The organism is Maribacter cobaltidurans (assembly GCF_002269385.1).
Taxonomy (GTDB): Bacteria; Bacteroidota; Bacteroidia; order Flavobacteriales; family Flavobacteriaceae; genus Maribacter; species Maribacter cobaltidurans.
The window spans coordinates 4451483-4468863 of the sequence record NZ_CP022957.1; the positions used below are offsets into that span (position 1 = coordinate 4451483).

The 17381-nt window shown below is 41.4% G+C and carries 16 protein-coding genes; 10 read left to right on the plus strand and 6 right to left on the minus strand.

The genetic code is table 11. From position 1 onward, the window contains the following. Positions 1-99: 99 nt before the first annotated feature. The 6 genes from CJ263_RS20050 (at position 100) to CJ263_RS20075 (ending at position 5666) form a co-directional block, all read left to right on the plus strand. The gene (locus tag CJ263_RS20050) at positions 100-3327 is read left to right on the plus strand and encodes an SNF2-related protein (protein ID WP_094998889.1); all 3228 of its coding nucleotides are present in this window, start codon (positions 100-102) and stop codon (positions 3325-3327) included. A 210-nt stretch (positions 3328-3537) separates the two neighbouring features. After that, positions 3538-3744: a helix-turn-helix domain-containing protein gene (locus tag CJ263_RS20055; RefSeq protein ID WP_094998890.1), complete on the plus strand. Its 207-nt coding sequence runs from the start codon at positions 3538-3540 to the stop codon at positions 3742-3744. 9 nt (positions 3745-3753) lie between these two features. After that, positions 3754-4086 (plus strand): HipA N-terminal domain-containing protein, encoded by a 333-nt coding sequence (locus CJ263_RS20060; RefSeq protein ID WP_094998891.1) that lies wholly within the window; start codon positions 3754-3756, stop codon positions 4084-4086. After that, the gene (locus CJ263_RS20065; RefSeq protein ID WP_094998892.1) at positions 4083-5069 is read left to right on the plus strand and encodes a type II toxin-antitoxin system HipA family toxin; all 987 of its coding nucleotides are present in this window, start codon (positions 4083-4085) and stop codon (positions 5067-5069) included. Before CJ263_RS20060 ends, CJ263_RS20065 begins: the two co-directional genes overlap by 4 nt. An 80-nt stretch (positions 5070-5149) precedes the next feature. After that, positions 5150-5356: a hypothetical protein gene (locus tag CJ263_RS20070; protein ID WP_094998893.1), complete on the plus strand. Its 207-nt coding sequence runs from the start codon at positions 5150-5152 to the stop codon at positions 5354-5356. Next, positions 5349-5666 (plus strand): hypothetical protein, encoded by a 318-nt coding sequence (locus tag CJ263_RS20075; RefSeq protein WP_158657211.1) that lies wholly within the window; start codon positions 5349-5351, stop codon positions 5664-5666. The genes CJ263_RS20070 and CJ263_RS20075 overlap by 8 nt, the downstream gene beginning before the upstream one ends. A 34-nt stretch (positions 5667-5700) precedes the next feature. Here CJ263_RS20075 and CJ263_RS20080 read toward each other — a convergent pair whose 3' ends face one another. The 5 genes from CJ263_RS20080 to CJ263_RS20100 are packed head-to-tail and all read right to left on the minus strand — an operon-like array spanning position 5701 to position 8966. Then, a complete protein-coding gene (locus CJ263_RS20080) occupies positions 5701-6480 on the minus strand; it encodes a PRTRC system ThiF family protein (RefSeq protein ID WP_094998895.1) in 780 nt (259 codons plus the stop codon). Then, the gene (locus CJ263_RS20085) at positions 6470-7177 is read right to left on the minus strand and encodes a hypothetical protein (RefSeq protein ID WP_094998896.1); all 708 of its coding nucleotides are present in this window, start codon (positions 7175-7177) and stop codon (positions 6470-6472) included. Before CJ263_RS20085 ends, CJ263_RS20080 begins: the two co-directional genes overlap by 11 nt. A 2-nt stretch (positions 7178-7179) precedes the next feature. Further along, positions 7180-8223, minus strand: coding sequence for a hypothetical protein (locus tag CJ263_RS20090; RefSeq protein WP_094998897.1), 1044 nt, complete (start codon positions 8221-8223; stop codon positions 7180-7182). A gap of 36 nt (positions 8224-8259) precedes the next feature. Next, positions 8260-8478, minus strand: a complete 219-nt coding sequence (locus tag CJ263_RS20095; protein ID WP_094998898.1) for a PRTRC system protein C — start codon at positions 8476-8478, stop codon at positions 8260-8262. Next, positions 8478-8966 (minus strand): PRTRC system protein E, encoded by a 489-nt coding sequence (locus CJ263_RS20100; RefSeq protein WP_094998899.1) that lies wholly within the window; start codon positions 8964-8966, stop codon positions 8478-8480. The genes CJ263_RS20095 and CJ263_RS20100 overlap by 1 nt, the downstream gene beginning before the upstream one ends. 333 nt (positions 8967-9299) lie before the next feature. Between CJ263_RS20100 and CJ263_RS20105 the strand changes: the two genes are divergently transcribed. Genes CJ263_RS20105 through CJ263_RS20120 form a run of 4 tightly spaced genes read left to right on the plus strand, consistent with a single transcriptional unit; the run spans position 9300 to position 12302 of the window. Then, positions 9300-10013, plus strand: a complete 714-nt coding sequence (locus CJ263_RS20105) for a hypothetical protein (RefSeq protein WP_158657212.1) — start codon at positions 9300-9302, stop codon at positions 10011-10013. Positions 10014-10052: 39 nt separating this feature from the next. Beyond that, positions 10053-10745, plus strand: a complete 693-nt coding sequence (locus CJ263_RS20110; RefSeq protein WP_094998901.1) for a hypothetical protein — start codon at positions 10053-10055, stop codon at positions 10743-10745. Positions 10746-10799: 54 nt separating this feature from the next. Then, complete coding sequence (locus CJ263_RS20115) at positions 10800-11657, plus strand: hypothetical protein (protein ID WP_094998902.1); 858 nt, start codon at positions 10800-10802, stop codon at positions 11655-11657. Between the two features lie 6 nt (positions 11658-11663). Further along, positions 11664-12302, plus strand: coding sequence for a hypothetical protein (locus CJ263_RS20120; protein ID WP_094998903.1), 639 nt, complete (start codon positions 11664-11666; stop codon positions 12300-12302). Positions 12303-12485: 183 nt separating this feature from the next. On the opposite strand, the gene CJ263_RS20125 is transcribed toward CJ263_RS20120, so the two are convergent. Then, entirely contained in the window at positions 12486-17357 is a 4872-nt protein-coding gene (locus tag CJ263_RS20125) for an SNF2-related protein (RefSeq protein ID WP_094998904.1), read from the minus strand. Positions 17358-17381 lie beyond the last annotated feature (24 nt).

Sequence of the window (17381 nt, forward strand, 5' to 3'; positions counted from 1 at the left end):
TACGTCTTACAATTAAACAGTGGCCAGTGAAACTACTTGATTTTAACTACATCCAGTAGAAATAAGATTTTTCCTATCTTAAAAGCAATATCGAACATTTTGAAAAACAAAAAGCAACTCTTTATCGATTTTGACAACCCTTCCTACACTTGGCCATCACAAGAAGATTTCCCCATAAATGAAGACGGGCGAAAAATTAAAGATATTATTCTTGAAGACCTGAAGGCCTCTAAAGAATATCTCATCATCACAGGTTTCACCTCACTAGCAAATATCGTAGAAGTATTTGGCAGTGAGCCTCTTGACATTACCAGAAAAACAAGGATTCTTTTAGGATTTGAACCCGAAGTGCGTAAAAGAAAGTCTTGGTCTAAGACCCCACTCTCAGAAGAAATCAAGGAATATTGGATCGATAGGGGTATTGATGTCCTGAAAGGGGGCAAAGTTATCCAGACCATTGAACATATCAATAATGGAACTATCGAATTTAGGATAAAGGAACGACAACACTCCAAACTGTATGTAGGAGACCGCCATGCCGTTTTGGGATCGGCCAATTTCTCCATACAGGGTATTACCACCCAAAAAGAGGCATCCATTAGAGTAGGATCACAGCCTTACCAAGATGTAGGTGTTTCTGATTTCAATAAAGATTTGAATCAATATCAGTATGACAATATTCGAAAAAAGGCATTGAATTTCTGGGACCAAGGACAGACTTATGATATGAAGTCATTATTGGAAGGTTTATTACAAAAAGTCCCTTGGGATCAGGCGCTGGCACGTGCCTTGGCCGAGATTCTTGAAGGTAACTGGATTTCAAATTATCCAGAATTCAAAAATAAGATTGATAACGCAAAGCTTTGGCCCTTTCAAATTAGTGGTCTTGCCAAATCCATGATATTACTGGACCATCAGGGTAGTGTTCTTATCGCCGACCCTACTGGTTCGGGGAAAACCAGAATGGTCACCATATGCATGCTTTCCCTTATCCACAAATTATGGGAAAGTGGTCGGCGTGACCAATGTAATAGTTTGGTCTTATGTCCAAAAAATATCGTTGAAAACTGGGAAAAAGAAAGTCTTAATCTAAGTTTCCTGAACACGCCGCCGATTTCCATGGGAATTTTACAACGAGAGGGACGCAATAGAAACAAGACCATTAAAGCCCTCCAACTGACCAACATACTGGTTTTGGACGAAGCCCACAACTTTCTCTCAAGAAAGTCCAATAGAAGCAATGCATTCAAGGAACATAATGCAAGCTACGTCATTCTTTCAACCGCAACGCCAATAAATAAGAAAGCGGATGATCTTCTTCGCATCATAGAGCTTTTAGGTCCGGATAATTTACAGGATGAGGAACTTTTAAAACTGAAAGAATTATATAAAACTCCCATTCGCGAAAAGAAGGCCGAAGATCTCAAAAGATTGAATCGATTCATCCAAAAGTTCATTTTGAGACGAACAAAAAAGAGACTTAACCAACTCATTGACAAAGAACCGGAGGCTTATGTGAATAAATTCGGTAACAGGGCTAAATTTCCCAAAGTCAATAATAGAACCTACAAGACGGCAGAGACGAAACAGGATATTGAAATTGCGCAACAGATCGGGGTCAAAGCAAAACAACTTCGAGGACTGATCTATTTGAGAAAATTTAGGATACCGGTATACATAGAAAAAGAAGATACCGAGAGGATCATGGTCTACTACAAACAACGCATCAAAACGGCCACGGCGTTTACCGGTTACCATATTCAGAATTCACTGCGCTCTTCCACTGCGGCATTAATGGAACATGTAGTTGGTACGCAAACAACAAAAAAATTTTATGACCTTAAAGGGCATAAGTCGGATACGGGCAACATCATTTCAAAATTGGAATCTTTTCGTGAAAAACCACTCCCCAGAAGTGATTATCCCCAATTACTCCCAGATTGGCTCACAGATTCAATAGAATATGAAAAAGTAATAAACCATGAAATAAAGACCTATAAAGAAATTCTAGAGTTATTAAAGTCAATGTCAGATAGTCGTGAACGAGGAAAAGCGAAGCAGTTAATGCTATTGGTAGATAAACATGGGCTGGTCTTGGGTTTTGATAGTACGGTGCTCACATTGTTCTATCTTAGAAAATTACTTAGGGAATTTGGGTACCCCGAAAAAATCCATTTGGTGAGCGGCAGTAGTGACGCAGCAAGACTGGAGGTTCAGGAAGTCTTTGGAATCGATTCGAAGGTTGAACGGGGACTCGCACTTTGTTCCGATGTGATGGCAGAGGGGGTTAACCTTCAAAGAGCAAAGGCCCTTTTACAGTTGGATTTTCCCAGTGTTATGCGTTTGGCCGAGCAACGTGTCGGAAGATTGCACCGTATGGACAGTCCCCATGACGACATAGAAGTATTTTGGTCAAAAGATTCCGAGTCATTTGCGTTAAAGGCCGATCGCCGTTTGGTACGTACCACGATTCTAACGGAAAAGCTTATAGGTGGCAATCTTGACTTGCCCGATGAACTTTTGGAGGGTGAAGAAGACCTGATTTCTGCAGCAGAATTCATACGTGAGTTCAACCCTTTTGAAAGGGAAGACTCGGATTGGCAAGGTCTTAATGATGCCTTTGATCCTCTTTATAGATTAAAAGAAGGTAATAATGCTATTATCAAAGAGGAAGTTTATGAAGAACTAAAACGTACAAAAGCGTCAATTCAATGTAGGGTAAGCTTTGTGAAATCAAAAGAAGATTGGGCATTTATATGCACTAAGGGGACTGAAAAAAAATCCCCTCTTTGGTTGTTTATAGAAGCCTCTGGTGTTGTACACAACGAATTTTCGGTTATTTGTCAATTACTTCGTGAAAACTTGGATAATGTAACCGATATTGACTGGAGTCCTAAAACATTGGATAATTTCATCTCTATTTTTAGGAGAAATGAGCGCAACGCCATTCCTAATAAAAAACGTCGGGCTTTAGAGGTAGCAGAATTCCTTTTGACGAAACAAATACGGTATGAAAAAGATGATACGATAATTCGGTTGATTAAAGAACTGCAAAAAGCGTTTAGAGCGGGTTACCGCATTGACGAAATGGCCATAGACTATTCTAGATTTGCCGAACTCTGGTTGGAACTTCTGATGCCGATGCTAAAAGAAAAGCAACTAAAAGCTACGAGGCGTGCCCTTATAACGTTGGAAAATCTGAAAACTCCATGGCTAAAACGATACTTTGAGCCTGAGCGATTAAAATCCATCTATGACCATATTCCCTTGACCGAAAAATTGGAAAAACGTATTGCGGCATGTATCGTTGGTATAAAAAATAAATGATTCCCGAATATAGGTTTTTGACTTCGCTGAAATATATCTCATCGGTGCGGTAAAGTATAGGTTCGTTTTCTCTCATTCTCACACTATATTGTGATTTACATGCCTGTCCCCCACTTTAGATATTATTTTTACCTCATTATCTCATTATAATGTGATTTTTGTTGTAAGTATTGAATTTTATAACTATTTTTATACCTAAATCACATTATAGTGTCAAAAAAGAAGATAGGCAAGAGCATTAAAGCACGTAGAAAAGCGCTACGGGTAACCCAACAACAATTGGCCCAACTCGCCGATGTAAGCGTTAATACACTCTATAAAATTGAGCGTGGCCAGGCAAACCCTACCCTTGAAACCTTGGATGGAATTGCGGATGTATTGGGAATGGAGGTATGCTTAAAAGTAAAGAAACTCTAGATTGATTATATGAGGCAGGCCAAAATATTATTTAAGGGAGAAGAAGCGGGCATACTTACCCAGTATGACGATGGAAGCTTTACGTACCGCTACCATGACCAATGGCTTGGCGATTCGGGAAAGCCGGCCATAAGCCTAACGTTGCCCAAAACCGAACAGGAGTACCGTTCGGAACATCTGTTCCCATTTTTTTTTAATATGCTTCCAGAGGGGACAAACAAACAGGTCGTGTGCAGACATATGAAGATAGACCAAGACGATTACTTTGGCCTGTTGCTGACAACGGCACGTTATGATACGATCGGTGCCATAACCGTAAAGAAAATTGAGCAACCGATATGAGTTTACCGATGATAAAATATTGTCCCGGCACTTTGGCAGAGGGGTATGAAACCTACAGCACGACCTGTTTGAGAAGGGTGTTTGATGGAAGAAAGGTAAACCATATATTGCCTTACGATTCCCCGGCCAGCAACGAAGCCACGGATGAACTCTTTGTTGAGAACCGAAAAAGGATTTCGATTTCAGGGGTACAGGAAAAATTTTCCGTCCTTTTGGAGAAAAATAAACTTCGGCTTATTAACGAAGGGGAGCAAGGGACATATATTTTAAAACCAATTCCCGGTGCAGGTAAAAATCCTGACCAGATGCCCGCCAATGAGCATTTGACGATGCAGATCGCACGTCAGGTATTCGATATCGAGACCGCCGAAAATGCGCTCATATTTTTTAAGGATGGAACACCGGCCTACATTACCAAGCGATTTGATGTAAAGAAAGGTGGTGGAAAACTTGCCAAAGAGGATTTTGCTTCCTTGGCGGGAAGGACTCCCCAGACCCATGGGGAGCACTATAAATATTCGGGTAGTTATCTTGAGTTGTTCGAACTTATGAAAAAATACCTGCCCGCCTATCAATTGGAGGCACCGAAACTTTTCCGACTGCTCGTCTTCAATTATCTTTTTTCCAATGGGGATGCCCATTTCAAAAATTTCTCGTTATTGGAAACAGAATTGGGAGATTTCAGGTTAAGTCCTGCCTATGACCTGCTCAATACACGAATGCATATAGAAGATTCCGATTTTGCGTTAGATGACGGCCTGTTACCTAAGAACTTGTCCAAAGGCAAGGTTATGCAACAATTTCTTTCGCTTGCCGAACACGCAAAAATTGGCCAAGGCCAATTGGATGGGGTCTTGGAGAAATTGCTGTCGAATTCTGAAGAGGTCGAAAAACTAATAGACGCTTCCTATCTAAGCGATACGTCCAAAAGAAATTATTTACAATCGTATCAAACAAGGCTTAAAAAACTAAATCGAAAGTAATAGGTATAAATTCCAACGAATACATCTCCTGCTTGAAAAAATATGCATATTGCAACTCTACCACAAATCACATCGACAATATGAAAAACCTGAACAACTTTACGTTCTCTGATGTCAAGGCCATATACGATTTTCTTGAATTGAGAAAAGACATTGTCTCCAAAAACCCCGAACATTTTGAAAAGGGAGAAGTTCACACAATCCTCGCCAAACAAAAAATTGTTTGGCAGCAACTCCATTCTAGAATGAACGAAATAGAAGAATTAAAATCCTATGAAAATGAATGAGATGTACACAATTTATGTCCACTTTCCATGTGCTGAAGATTATATGGATAAGGCCGTGCAACTTGAGATTCAGATGCCCTTTGTGCCTAGAATCGGAGATTGCCTCTTTATTGACCCTCAAGATTATAAACATTTAGAGAGAAAGGTAGAGCAAACCGAAGCCTTGAAAAAAAGATACAAGAGATGGATTTATGGCGGGCAGCGATGTTCTTTTGATGATGCCTCCATTGTTATCGCAGTTGTCTGGAATAACAACGATAGCACTATTCACATTGAATTGGGAGAAAACATAGGTGAGGAAAGGGATTAAATATCCAATGTACAATAGTTCCTTTTTTTAAGTGTCACACCAAAATCGGGTTAACCCTCCCCGATTCCAAATTCACGAATGCCCCATGTTTCTGAATTTGCTTATGGTACAACAACCGAAACAGACAATCGGCTGCATGGGCAACCAAAACATCATTGATAAACAACGATTGCTCGTTCAGCTTGTCGGAATAGGCACATCCCCTACCCTGCAAATTGGGCGTATCATGCGCATCCAAATCGGGGAAAAAGTCGATGATGTTTTTGAGTTTGTCCACCATTTCAAAATCCTCCCGTTCTGTTTTTCGTTCTTCCTCGAACAACGTTCCCAATACGAATTGCCCACTATCCCTACTGTTACCAATGTCCAACCAATAGAACATGCTTTGATATTCCGAACCTTTAAAGGGAAATCCAAGCGATTTTGATAACAGCGTTCTAAATCGGGCATTATCCACACAAGTGATGATGATGTTCGCCCGAATATCCTCGCCATTGGGAATTGCGTCCATAGGAATACCTTCCCATTGCAGACCAAAGGCAATATTTACCTTATTGACGGCATTGACCACTTTATATTCCCCAACATCACTGAGGGCATAGAGTTGTCTGCCTACATTGTTGTTTTCCACCACATCGGAATCATAAGCGATTATGTGCAACCCTGGGTGTCCGATCTGGCGCAAGGCAAAATCCATCCTTGCCAACCGTGCCAGCATCAATGACCCTGTTCCCCCCACCCCAATCAATGCAATGGTAATTGGATGGGTGGGGTTATAGAAATAATTAGGCGCAAAGTGTATTCTAGTCTTCATATAAATCCTTTAAAATCAATTTGTTTTCATTCAATAGCCCATCATCAAAGGACGTTTTCCCAAAATTCCGTTTCATTACATCGACGATATTTCCTTTCGCAATGTGGTTGTGATGGGTTGCCGTAAAGACGGAACGGAAAAATTGCTGTTCCACGAATCCCATGATATCCTCGTAATATTCAAAGCCGTCATAATCCATCGTGGTGTTGCCCATACAAACCTTTCCGTGCCGTCCTACGTTCAATAAGGGTGCGTGATACAATGGCATAGTGTCGGTCAATTTATCCTTTCGATGGAGGGCAAAGACTTTGAGGTTATTTCCTTCGAGTTTGAAAACCAGTTTTGGCAGGGGATAACTTCCCGAAGCGATACCCGTTCGTGTATCGAAATACAGGGTGTGCTGTTTTGGATGGACGTACCATACCAGTTGGAGATTTCCCTTGAAATCGAAATGGATAAGGTTCTTGGGCAACATTCCCTTAAAACGGAACTTTATTAAATCGCCCTCTAAACACCTAAAAAGGTTTCGGGCGGTATCTTTGGTCAACGGCATCCCTGCCGTAAGCTTTGCCCCTACGATGTTGTGATATGAAAAGTAGTGTCCCCTGTTGTAATAATCTTCCTCTTGGGAGTAGCCTATTATGGCGAATTTTGGAAGAAAGTGTTCATCGGGCTGTAAAATAGCAATCTGTTCCATGTTCAAAGTAGTCTTAAAAGTTCGTTGAGATCGGTGAGAAATTCTTCCAACCGATTGAGATTGTAGATCAAACCTTCTTCGAAAGGTTGAATGTTTCCTTTTTCGACCGTAGTAAGTTCATAAGCCGAAATTATGTCGTATTCGTTGGAACATTCGTTGAGCATTTCGATATAGGAACGGCTAAACTCGCTATCGGCATCATCAACAATCAGGAAAGATTCCCAATGCTCGAACATACTTTCATAGGCATCCCGTGTTCCGATACGGAACGGCGCCTGAAAATCAATGGTATCGGCTTTTGATAACAGTTCCTTGATTCGTTTGTGCAGGGACTTGCGAGGACGGTATTTTAGCAAAAGGGATTTCCAATCCTGTGGTTCGTATTCATTGAAAAGCTTTTGGTAGCGACCGAAGAACCTGACCGAATTGCAATTCCCAAAAACACTACCGTTTTTTCTGTGGTAGGCTTCTTCCTCGAAAAGATATTCCCAGAGCCAGTCCACCCTATCCTCGCCCGTATGAAAAAGGTTGATATAGGGTAGGCTTTTGATGAAGGACATCAGTATATCAAAAAGCATGGGGTTTTTCCATCGAAGGGGCATAACGGATTCCAACGGAATACAATAGACCGTGCTACGGTTTCCGATATGGCGTTTCAAGACCAAGCGCAAATCGGAATCTTCCCGTAAAACTTCGATATGGTCTATTTTAGCTCTTTCTTTTAAATGATTGGCGCATCGCAGTATCAGATCGTCCATTCCATCGGATGCCGAAAACCGCCAATCGTCAATCTTTCCCGAAAAGTTTCGGGTCGCATCCACCATTAAACTGGCAAGTGCCTTTGTATCGACCGATGATTCATCCTCTAGTATCGGTTTGGAAAGCAAGGGCAATACGCTTAGGTCAGAAATGGAAAAACCTTTGGTTGCAGGACTTTTGGTCGATGCGTTCCGTACCTGTAATGGGATTGTTGAACCGCCTTGAACAATTGGGCGTGGAACTCTTTGAGTTCTTTTGATAATATGGGTGTCGGTTTGTGGGTGCATCTTTCGTGGTTTAGAAATTCATCAATGTTCATATTTCTATCCCTTTGTTCCTGCCAAGGTCTTGAAGTGGATTTCATGATAGCCATTGACAATCCCCTTGTCCATAATATTGGCGTTGGTCAGTTCGGCATAGATTTGCGAATAGTGTTCCATCACTTGCTGATGGGTCAATTGGCTATCCAGATCATCCAACTCGATGGAGTTGTTGTTGCCGTTTTGGTAGATGTACTTACGTTCTATTGTTGCGATTTCCATTATTGAAAAAGTTTAGGGGATTCGTATGCTTTCATATCCTTGATGACCTTTTGAGCTTCCTTGTGGCTCGCGTCTATCTTCAAAATTTGGTTGGCAAGGTCAGTTGCCTTCTTATGGTCGCTCATGGGATTAAAGTCCTTCTCTTTCAGAAGTTGCTTTAACTCGGTCGCCTTTTTGGAAGTAGATTCTTTTTTCTTCTTGGCCTGTTGTGTCTTTTGTTCGGTTTCCGCCAAGGTTTTCTCGAAAGCCACGGTATTCCTGAAAAGTGCCTTGGTCTGCTCCAAAGGTTTTTGAAGGATTTGAAAAAATTTCTCGTCCACTTCCGTTACGTTTCCACGCAGGGTAAGTGGTTTTAGGGATTGAAGTGCCTTGTCCTTGGCACTCGATTTGGGCAGTAGAGATACGCTTACCACATCCTCATTAAAGGAAATACTGATGCCAAATTGTTCGATTCCCGTTTGCCGTAATGTTGAAAAAAAGTCTGTCATAGTAACGGTATTTATTGTTCTTAAAAAACTATTTTAATTAGAAGCGGGGCTTGGTATAAACCGCATGAATTTGCCCCGCTCCTTCCTTAACTCACCTTCAAGATACGCCCATACCAATGAGAATCCACGGAAAAACAGGCTAAAATCCACCCTTATCTTCTTTCTCCCTATCCACAAAAAAAGCGCCCGATAGGGCGCTATATTCCAATAAAGGATATGAAATAGTTAAACGCAATAGGGTTTATATCTTTAGCATAAGTAAGACTTTTACTAATAAAAAAATAAATGTATTTTGGGCTCGCCTAAATACATAACCAAAAAACATATATACAAATGAAAATAAACCAGATCCTTGCAATTGGATTCATGACGCTAGCATTTGCATGCGGAAAGAGTAAAAAAGAAGTTGAAAAAGAACAAGCCAAAATTGAACTGGAACAAAAAAGATTGGCGGAACAACAGGAATTAGAGAGAATCCATATGGAAAAAATTGAAGTTGGAAAATCCAAACTAAGAATAGACTTGACCAATGAACTAGAAAGGCTTAAAGAATTGCTAGACCAAGAGAATAAAAAAATGGAAGAGATTGGCAGATTTCAGTTAGGTCGTTCAAGCACAACAAAAGAAAAGCAACTCAATGACCAAAGCACTAAAATTAGAAAGCTGAATGATTATATATCAAACTTAGAAAACGAGATTTCTCTAATAAACTTAAGGGAAACCTTTGATTTTCAAAACACCCCGGAAGGAGTAATAAACTATTTGTTCGAGTCAGCGAAGAATCATGATTTCAGTAAATTGAGATATCTGTGTGACCCTTACGGTGAAAATGATGGAGATGTGCGCGGAATTTGTTTAGTGGAAATGCAACCAAAGGAAATGCAGAATAAATTTGCCGAAAGTTTTAAGAATGGAAGAATCATGGGAGAAGCAAAAATTGAGAACGAAACTGCAAAAATTGAAATCGCTTTTGGGCCTGGTTCCGACAAACTTGAAACAGTAGGGCTTGTCAAAAGACTTGATAACTGGTATCTCTCAGGGCTATAAATACTAATTATTTTCGGTTTACTATACCTCAATAAAAATATGCCTGTACGAACAGAAAAAATATTTGGCGATGTCACTCCAAAATCCGTTGAGGAGATACTCTTGAAGGAATTACCTAAAAATTCATGGCTGATTGATGAAAAAATCAAATTCGCTAAGCAACTCAATAACTATATCTCGATTATCGATGACCTAGAAAACGTAAAGGATCTTATTCAGGAACTTGTCGTTATCCGCGAGAAAGAGGTTAAAGCAAATAAAGAGGAAAGGAGACTGATAAAAAGAGCACTTTTTATAACCGCGATTATCAACTATGCTCGATGCTTTAATAGTACTAAAAAGGACGGAAGAAATTCTATTGACATCAAACTCATCAGAAAAGATTTTCCAAAATACAATGATATAGAAGTTGCCGATTTATTACGATTTCATAAGTATATTATGGGTTTAAGAAATACCTTCATTGCACACGCGGATAGGAATATTTATGAAACCGATAGGGCTCATATTGAATTTGAATATGATGGAAAAATCCTGAATTCCACCTTTAGTCATTACTCTATCAAAGTGTTTAGTTTCGATGAAGTCCAACTGAAGAACTTTTTTATTTTAACCAATTTACTCCTCATAAAGGTTGAAGAAAAAAAGCGTGCTTTGGTTGATAAGGTAAAAAACGAGGTCGGTAATCGAAAGTTATTGGAGATTGGTTTGAAACTATCGAAAAAAACCTGAATCTTCCTCTACGTCTAAAATCTGGATTCTCTTTTATTTTGAGTAAAGTAAATCATGAAAGGAATTTGTGCATTATATGGAAATGAGACAGATTTGATGGAAAGCCACATTTTTCCAAAATTTGTCATCAAGCATACCAAGAAAACGGGGTCAAAATTTTTGAGAAAATTGGTTGAACCCAATAAACGGGAACAAGATGGAATTAAACATCATTTGCTAAGTTTTAAAGCAGAGCAAGATTTTGCAGTTCGCGAAAAATGGTTCGCCGAGAAAATTTTTCATCCTTTCTTGGAAGGTACTACAGAACTAGAATACAACGAAAATCTCTACTATTTCTCAATTTCGTTTCTATGGCGAATACTATTGTCCGAATTCAGAACGACGGAAAATATAAAGAAACGATGGTATTTTGAACTACTTCAAGAGGTAGAAGAGGAATGGAAGTTTTATTTGCGGACAGACACTATTCCCGGAAAGTTTCACAACGTAAACCTATTTTTGACGGATAGGATAAAATCACATTCAACAGATTTAAAGGGAGTCGACTTTTACTTCACTAGAGCGTTAGACGGAACAATTGTAAGTGGCCCATCTAAAGAGTATGTAATAGTATATGGAAAGTTCAACCGCTTTGTCTTTTGGAGTGTCATCAAAAGCCCTGGATATCTGGATGAACTTTATGATGTTGAAATTCATCCAAAAGGGGGGAGTATTGAAATCCCCCAGAGGTTAGAATATGAACCGATAACAACTTTTATGACCAATCGAATTAAAAAAATAGCAGAGTTTCCACTTCCAAGCGAAGCTCAACAAGATAGAATTGTAGAAGAAATAATGAAAGATCCTGAAAGTTTCTGGAAATCTGATATTGGACGATCCATGTATAATGATAGGTTCAATCTAGAGAAATAATTTGTGATGATAGAAACCTACTTAAACCTAACTGTAAATCGAAAAACTGATATTGAACTTATTCAAGGATTATTAAGGGAACATGAAATTAAAGCACCCATTGTCATCGTAGAATTCGAGGATAGGTATGAGATTAATTTCACAAGTGAATATGAGCAATGGGAATTGGAATCAGAAATTCTTAAAGCTTTTCCTGAATATGAGTTTACCCAAAGTTTAGGAAAAGGCCGCAAAGAAATACGAATAGAATTTTCAAGACAACAATCAAGTTTATCTTCTGATAATTGGGGCCGACCCTTGGAAAATCCAATAAATGAAACAAAATACTTGGTTAAAAGGTCTCAGCATAAAATTATAAAATTCAGCCCTCAAGTAAAAGTACTTTTAGGTGACACTGATGAATTCTATTACATAAATATTATTGGCGGAGTGGACAAGGTAAACAATAGAACAGGTTATTTAGTGTTGGATGATTTTCGAGAATTTGATAAAGACAAAGAAACGGGTTTTTTAAAAAATGAACTCCACGAAACACCAATGGAGGCTTTTCGGGCCGGAGTGCGACAAATCAACTATTTGGCCGAATCGGATTATGAAGAATACTTGAAAGTCAAAAAACGGAATAAGAGAAAAAAGAAAAAGTAAACCTTACTGTCTACTAAAAGCGCCCGATAGGGCGCAAGCGTTAGGGATAGCAGCGTCATCGACCGCGGTGGCCCCCTTAGGGTTCGTTGCCTTGAAAAGCGACAGCGGAGCTCTTTCAAGGCGTACGAAACCTTGGGGTCCGCAAGGGCGATATAGCGGATAGCCCGGCCAACGCCCAAAAACCTATAAAGAGATGTTTGGCGTATGGGAGACTTTTTGGACGGATTTCGTTCGTGAAGTCGATTCTTCTTCTTTTTCCTCGGGTTCAACATCGTATTTATCTTCCAAGGAAAGATTGATTTCTTCCAACCGTTCTTCCATCTGTACCAACTGTTCCGACTTGTCGAATTCCAGTTCCAACACCTTTCTATTGGCCGCTACCGCCTTGCCGAAATCGTCTTTCAGTTCCGTCTGCGTTTTGAGGGTCTTCGGTATCTTGGCCAAGGCATTGTGCATATATTCAGCGATACTTAGGGGATTGGCCACGATTTTCTGGGAACCATGGACGTAGCTGGCATTCGGGGTCTTGACAAACAACCGATGTTCATCGTTATCGATGACCTTGAGCCTCAGTTCGGCATCCAAGAGGGAGACTATGATATGTTCCCCGACCGTTTTTCGTTTGGATTCTAAAAGATGCTGGAGTTTTTTTCCAATGACCAGCGTTTCTGTCGAACCATCTATTTTTAACGCTTTGAGTAAACTCAAAAAATAGATGCTTTTATCGGCGAGGGATTCCCATAAGGGTAGATCGTTTTGAAGATTGGCGATGTTTTTGTCCGTTTTCATTAGTTCGTTCTCATAGAAATGGATATTGTTCTGCGCCTCCAAACGGTTCTTTTTAAAAATGGAACGTTCGAGTTTCAGTTCGTCCAATTGCTTGCCCAACTCTTCCTTTTCCAGATACAAAGGGTCGTTCTTGGCAACGGCCAACAAGGTTTTGTAATCAATGGAGCCCTCGTCGTTGACCGGCCCCATATCCAATCTGTTGAACTGTATCGTGCCATTGGTCAATTGCTCGATAAAATTCTTTTTGATATTGACATTGTTGAGCATCAGGGCATCCGTACAGTTCTCGACAATGTAAAACGATACCACGACTTTGTTGTCAAAATGTTCCTTGGCACCAAGGTTTCCTTTCCGCACCCCTCTCCCGTTGCGTTGGTCGATATCCGTAGGCCGGTAGGGAATATCCACATGGTGTATCCGTACCAAACGTTGCTGGATATTGGTTCCGGTCCCCAACTTTTCCGTGGAGCCGATGATGACCCGATAGGAACCTTCGTTTACTCTTTTGAAGCATTCCAAGCGTTTTCTATCGGTCTTAAAGTCATGGATGAATACTATTTCTTCTTTGGGAACTCCATATTCTTCGACCAGAATACGCTTTAGCTCGTCATAGATATTGAAATGCTCCTTGGGAACCCCCAAATCAGAAAAAATGGCCTGTGCGCCCTTAAAAGAATTGGTTTCGACATACGTTTTATAGACTTCAGAGGCAATTGTCCGCAATTTGGCCTCCCCGGGGTCGTCCAATTCCTGGTTCAACAATCTCGGATCGATGGAGGCATTTCGCATATGATGGAGCGCGATCAGCGACAAGGCGCTTTTTTGTTCCTCGGTATATTCCTTTCCGCCGTATAACAAGCTACTATCCCCTCTTTGCAGGAACTCCTTTATCCTGTCAAAATACGCCAATTGGGCGGCAGTAGGTTTTAACGTATGGACATCGAGCTGCATTTTTGGCCTGTCGATTTGGTGGGTAGTGCCGTTGACGATAATCGAAATCTCGTTGTAGAGCGAGGACAACAATTTCATTTTCTTGAAGGAACGGAAACGCTCGCGAACCTTATAATCGCCCGAAACGGTAGGTTCAAATTCATAGGATTTGTTGGCGAACACCTGTGCCCATTGGTCAAAGGAGGTAATGTTCATCTCCTGCATGCGATGGGGAATAAGGTATTTGAACAGTACATAGACCTCGGTAATCGAATTGGAAATGGGCGTACCCGATAGAAAAGTGGTCTGAAAGTCCCTTTCTTTTGCCTTTTGAAGGGTTCGAATGGCGACCAGCAGGTTTTTGCTGCGCTGCGAACCCTTGTTGGTATTCAGCCCGGCAACCCTACTGTGCCGTGTGGTGTACATGAGGTTCTTGAACTTATGGGATTCGTCCACCATGATGTGCCCAAAGCCCATTTGGTCAAAATTGATGACCTCGCTCTGTTTCTGTTGCATCTGGAAATACACCTCGTCCAAAGTGGCCTTCAAATTCTCGCGCCTTTGCTGTAGGCCTTTGAGTACTCTTTTGCTGATGGAATACTTATCCTCTTGGATGACGTTCAGGTCGCGTTCCAGGTTCGCCAGTTCCTCGCTGATGATGTCGTGGATGACCTTCGGGGACTGCGGAATGAACTTAAAGGTATCATGGCTCATCAATACCACATCACAATCGGTACTTGCGATCTTGGCAAAAAAAGCATTGCGATTGGCGAGGCCGCTGACCACCTTGTCATGGGCGACCAATAATTTCATGTTCGGAAAGGCATTGAGCAGTTCGTTCCTCAACTGCACTATTGTGGAGCGCAGCCCGATAACCAAGGTTTTCTTCGAAAGGTTGAGTTCCTTTAGTTTATAGGAGGCCAAGGCCATGTCCAAGGTCTTCCCGAAACCCACCTCTTTATTGACCAACAACCCTTGGTTGATGATGATGCCCGCCACGGTATCTTTTTGGCTGGGATATGGGGTAAACTGTTGTAACCCCTCGAATTTGAGATAGCTGCCATCATATTTGGGATGTACCTTGGCGTCGTACATTCTGTAAAAGATTAATTCCAGTTCTTTCCTTAGATCGGGCTTCCCCATGATGTAGTTGTGAAAATCCTTATAAAGGATTTCAAATTTGATGCGGATTTCCTGCATCCTTGCCTTATCCGTTTTCTTGTTCCCCTTTGGCCCTTTCGATATATAGGGAATGGTTGAGTTCAGGGCACCTTCCAAAATATCCGTAAAATAATAGCTCCGGTTCTCGCTCCGTACATAGAACTTTCTGACTTCCTGATATTCGTAGGTCTCGATCTTGACCATATATTTGGATGTACTTTCGTTGTAGGCAATGTGCGCCAAGGTCTGGTAGGTGTCATAGAGAAAGGCCTGGGTAATCTCCAACGGAAACCATGGTTCGTGCAGTTTGATGTCAAGGTCTTCAAAAGGCGTAACGGGCGGCTTTACCCCTTCCAAGGCCAAAAGGGATCTGTCGATGTAATTCTTATCGATATAGGACTGGTATGGGCCAAAATCGTTCCTTCGGTAAAAATTGATTTTTTCGTAGATGGTTCCCGATAAAAAAAGGAATTTTGGAGCCAAAACGACACTGTTCCCTTCCGGGTTCAGAAACAATAATTGCCGTTCCAGGGCATCCTTGATGAGCGATTCCTTGGCTCCCCCGGTCATTCGGGCCAATACGTCCGCATCGATGCCGTTGTATTTGTTCAACGAAAAATAGATGGCATCCTCCAGTGATAGTTTTTCAGGGGTTTTGGCCATCCCGCTCCAAGGATTGACCAAAATATCGGCCTTTAAGAAAGTGCCGTTTTCAGGTCTTTCCAAGGCCAGGAGCATCGGTCCCTGAATATCCAAGGTTACAAAGGGATAGTTCGCCTTGTCGTGCAGTTTCCCGTACTGAAAGTCGAACAGGTCGTATTGATAGTTCAGGCTGTCCAAAGTCTTTTGCCCCATGCTCCTGTCGGTATCCAATAATTCGAGATAGGTGTCGCGCAAGGCCAATATCTTGGAAAGCCTATCGAATTCCTTGGGTTTGACGGTCAACACTTCCAACACTCCGTTTTCAAGGATTTTGGCGATTTTCTGTTCCCTGATGACCAGATTACCGGCCTTTAGTATGCCTTTATACCGCAATTGCGAAATGGGTGCCAAAGGTTCCTTGGGGGTAAATTCGATCGGCCTTTTTTCTATTGTCCGGGTTTTATCGGCAAGTCCAAGATCGCCCAACTTTTGGGTTATGGTATGTTGCAGCCCTTCCAATTGGATCGTGTTCTTTACCGTGTAATCGGTTTGGTCGTACATACCACCTTCCTCCATTTTGCCCAAGACCCGATTTCCATAATTCGAGAAATAGGAACTGAACTGAACGGTGTTTTCGCCCACCACCAGTTCCATGGTATCGGCAAACAGTTCATTGATCTTCTGCTGTTCGGCAGTTGTTTCTATCCCTTGATTGTTCTGAAACACCAAAATATCGGTAACCACGGCCGTATTTTCCTGGGCAAAGGCCGTATCGGGTAGGCGGACACCGCCCAAAAAATTATTGGTTTCCATCAAGTGCTTCCGAATGGTCGCATATTGGGCCTTGTCCAAAAAATTCTTGGTACATATCAAAACGGAAACCCCAGCAGGCTTTAGACAGGACAATCCCTTGTACACAAAATAGGAATGGATGTTCTTGGAAATCCGGGCCTGTAATGGATGGCCACTTAACGCGGTATCGAAAATCTTGCTCGCCCCAAAGGGAATGTTGCCGACCACAAGGTCATACTTCCTACCGGCATCGGTCTGTGCCATATTCTCAAAGGGAACCCCAAAAATCTGGACATTGGTGTTCGGTTTGAAATTGTGTTCCAAAATACGGGTGGTCAGAATTTCCTTTTCGAAAGCGGTGTATCGTGCCGCAGGAAACTGCTTCAATAATTCCCGGATGAAAAGGCCGTTTCCCGCGCTCGGTTCCAAAACGGTCTTTGGTTTAAAATCTTCCAATCCATTCAAGAACGAGCCGATGGACCGTATAATGGGAACAGGTGTAAAATAGGAATTGAGGGAACTTTTTTCCAAGCTTGCCAGAACGGTCGGGGCATATTCCTGCCCGAAATAACGTTCCAACCGTTCCAAAAAAACGGATCGATATTCCTCATTCTTGAGGATGTCGTAAATATTGCCAAAACCAAGGTTGTTAATAAACAGATGCGGATCCGATTCTGGCGCGTGGAGGGCGTCCAGGGTCCTCACCAAATGGTCGAGGTACCTTTTCTTTGAGTATTTCATGAGTGAGTGAGTTAAGGAATTTGA

What these genes read in the sequence shown, in the direction of transcription:
- CJ263_RS20060 (WP_094998891.1), top strand. Translation starts at nt 3,754, where the DNA reads ATGAGGCAGGCCAAAATATTATTTAAGGGAGAAGAAGCGGGCATACTT.
- CJ263_RS20065 (WP_094998892.1), top strand. Translation starts at nt 4,083, where the DNA reads ATGAGTTTACCGATGATAAAATATTGTCCCGGCACTTTGGCAGAGGGG.
- CJ263_RS20070 (WP_094998893.1), top strand. Translation starts at nt 5,150, where the DNA reads ATGAAAAACCTGAACAACTTTACGTTCTCTGATGTCAAGGCCATATAC.
- CJ263_RS20075 (WP_158657211.1), top strand. Translation starts at nt 5,349, where the DNA reads ATGAATGAGATGTACACAATTTATGTCCACTTTCCATGTGCTGAAGAT.
- CJ263_RS20080 (WP_094998895.1), bottom strand. Translation starts at nt 6,480, where the DNA reads ATGAAGACTAGAATACACTTTGCGCCTAATTATTTCTATAACCCCACC.
- CJ263_RS20085 (WP_094998896.1), bottom strand. Translation starts at nt 7,177, where the DNA reads ATGGAACAGATTGCTATTTTACAGCCCGATGAACACTTTCTTCCAAAA.
- CJ263_RS20090 (WP_094998897.1), bottom strand. Translation starts at nt 8,223, where the DNA reads ATGCACCCACAAACCGACACCCATATTATCAAAAGAACTCAAAGAGTT.
- CJ263_RS20095 (WP_094998898.1), bottom strand. Translation starts at nt 8,478, where the DNA reads ATGGAAATCGCAACAATAGAACGTAAGTACATCTACCAAAACGGCAAC.
- CJ263_RS20100 (WP_094998899.1), bottom strand. Translation starts at nt 8,966, where the DNA reads ATGACAGACTTTTTTTCAACATTACGGCAAACGGGAATCGAACAATTT.
- CJ263_RS20105 (WP_158657212.1), top strand. Translation starts at nt 9,300, where the DNA reads ATGAAAATAAACCAGATCCTTGCAATTGGATTCATGACGCTAGCATTT.
- CJ263_RS20110 (WP_094998901.1), top strand. Translation starts at nt 10,053, where the DNA reads ATGCCTGTACGAACAGAAAAAATATTTGGCGATGTCACTCCAAAATCC.
- CJ263_RS20115 (WP_094998902.1), top strand. Translation starts at nt 10,800, where the DNA reads ATGAAAGGAATTTGTGCATTATATGGAAATGAGACAGATTTGATGGAA.
- CJ263_RS20120 (WP_094998903.1), top strand. Translation starts at nt 11,664, where the DNA reads ATGATAGAAACCTACTTAAACCTAACTGTAAATCGAAAAACTGATATT.
- CJ263_RS20125 (WP_094998904.1), bottom strand. Translation starts at nt 17,357, where the DNA reads ATGAAATACTCAAAGAAAAGGTACCTCGACCATTTGGTGAGGACCCTG.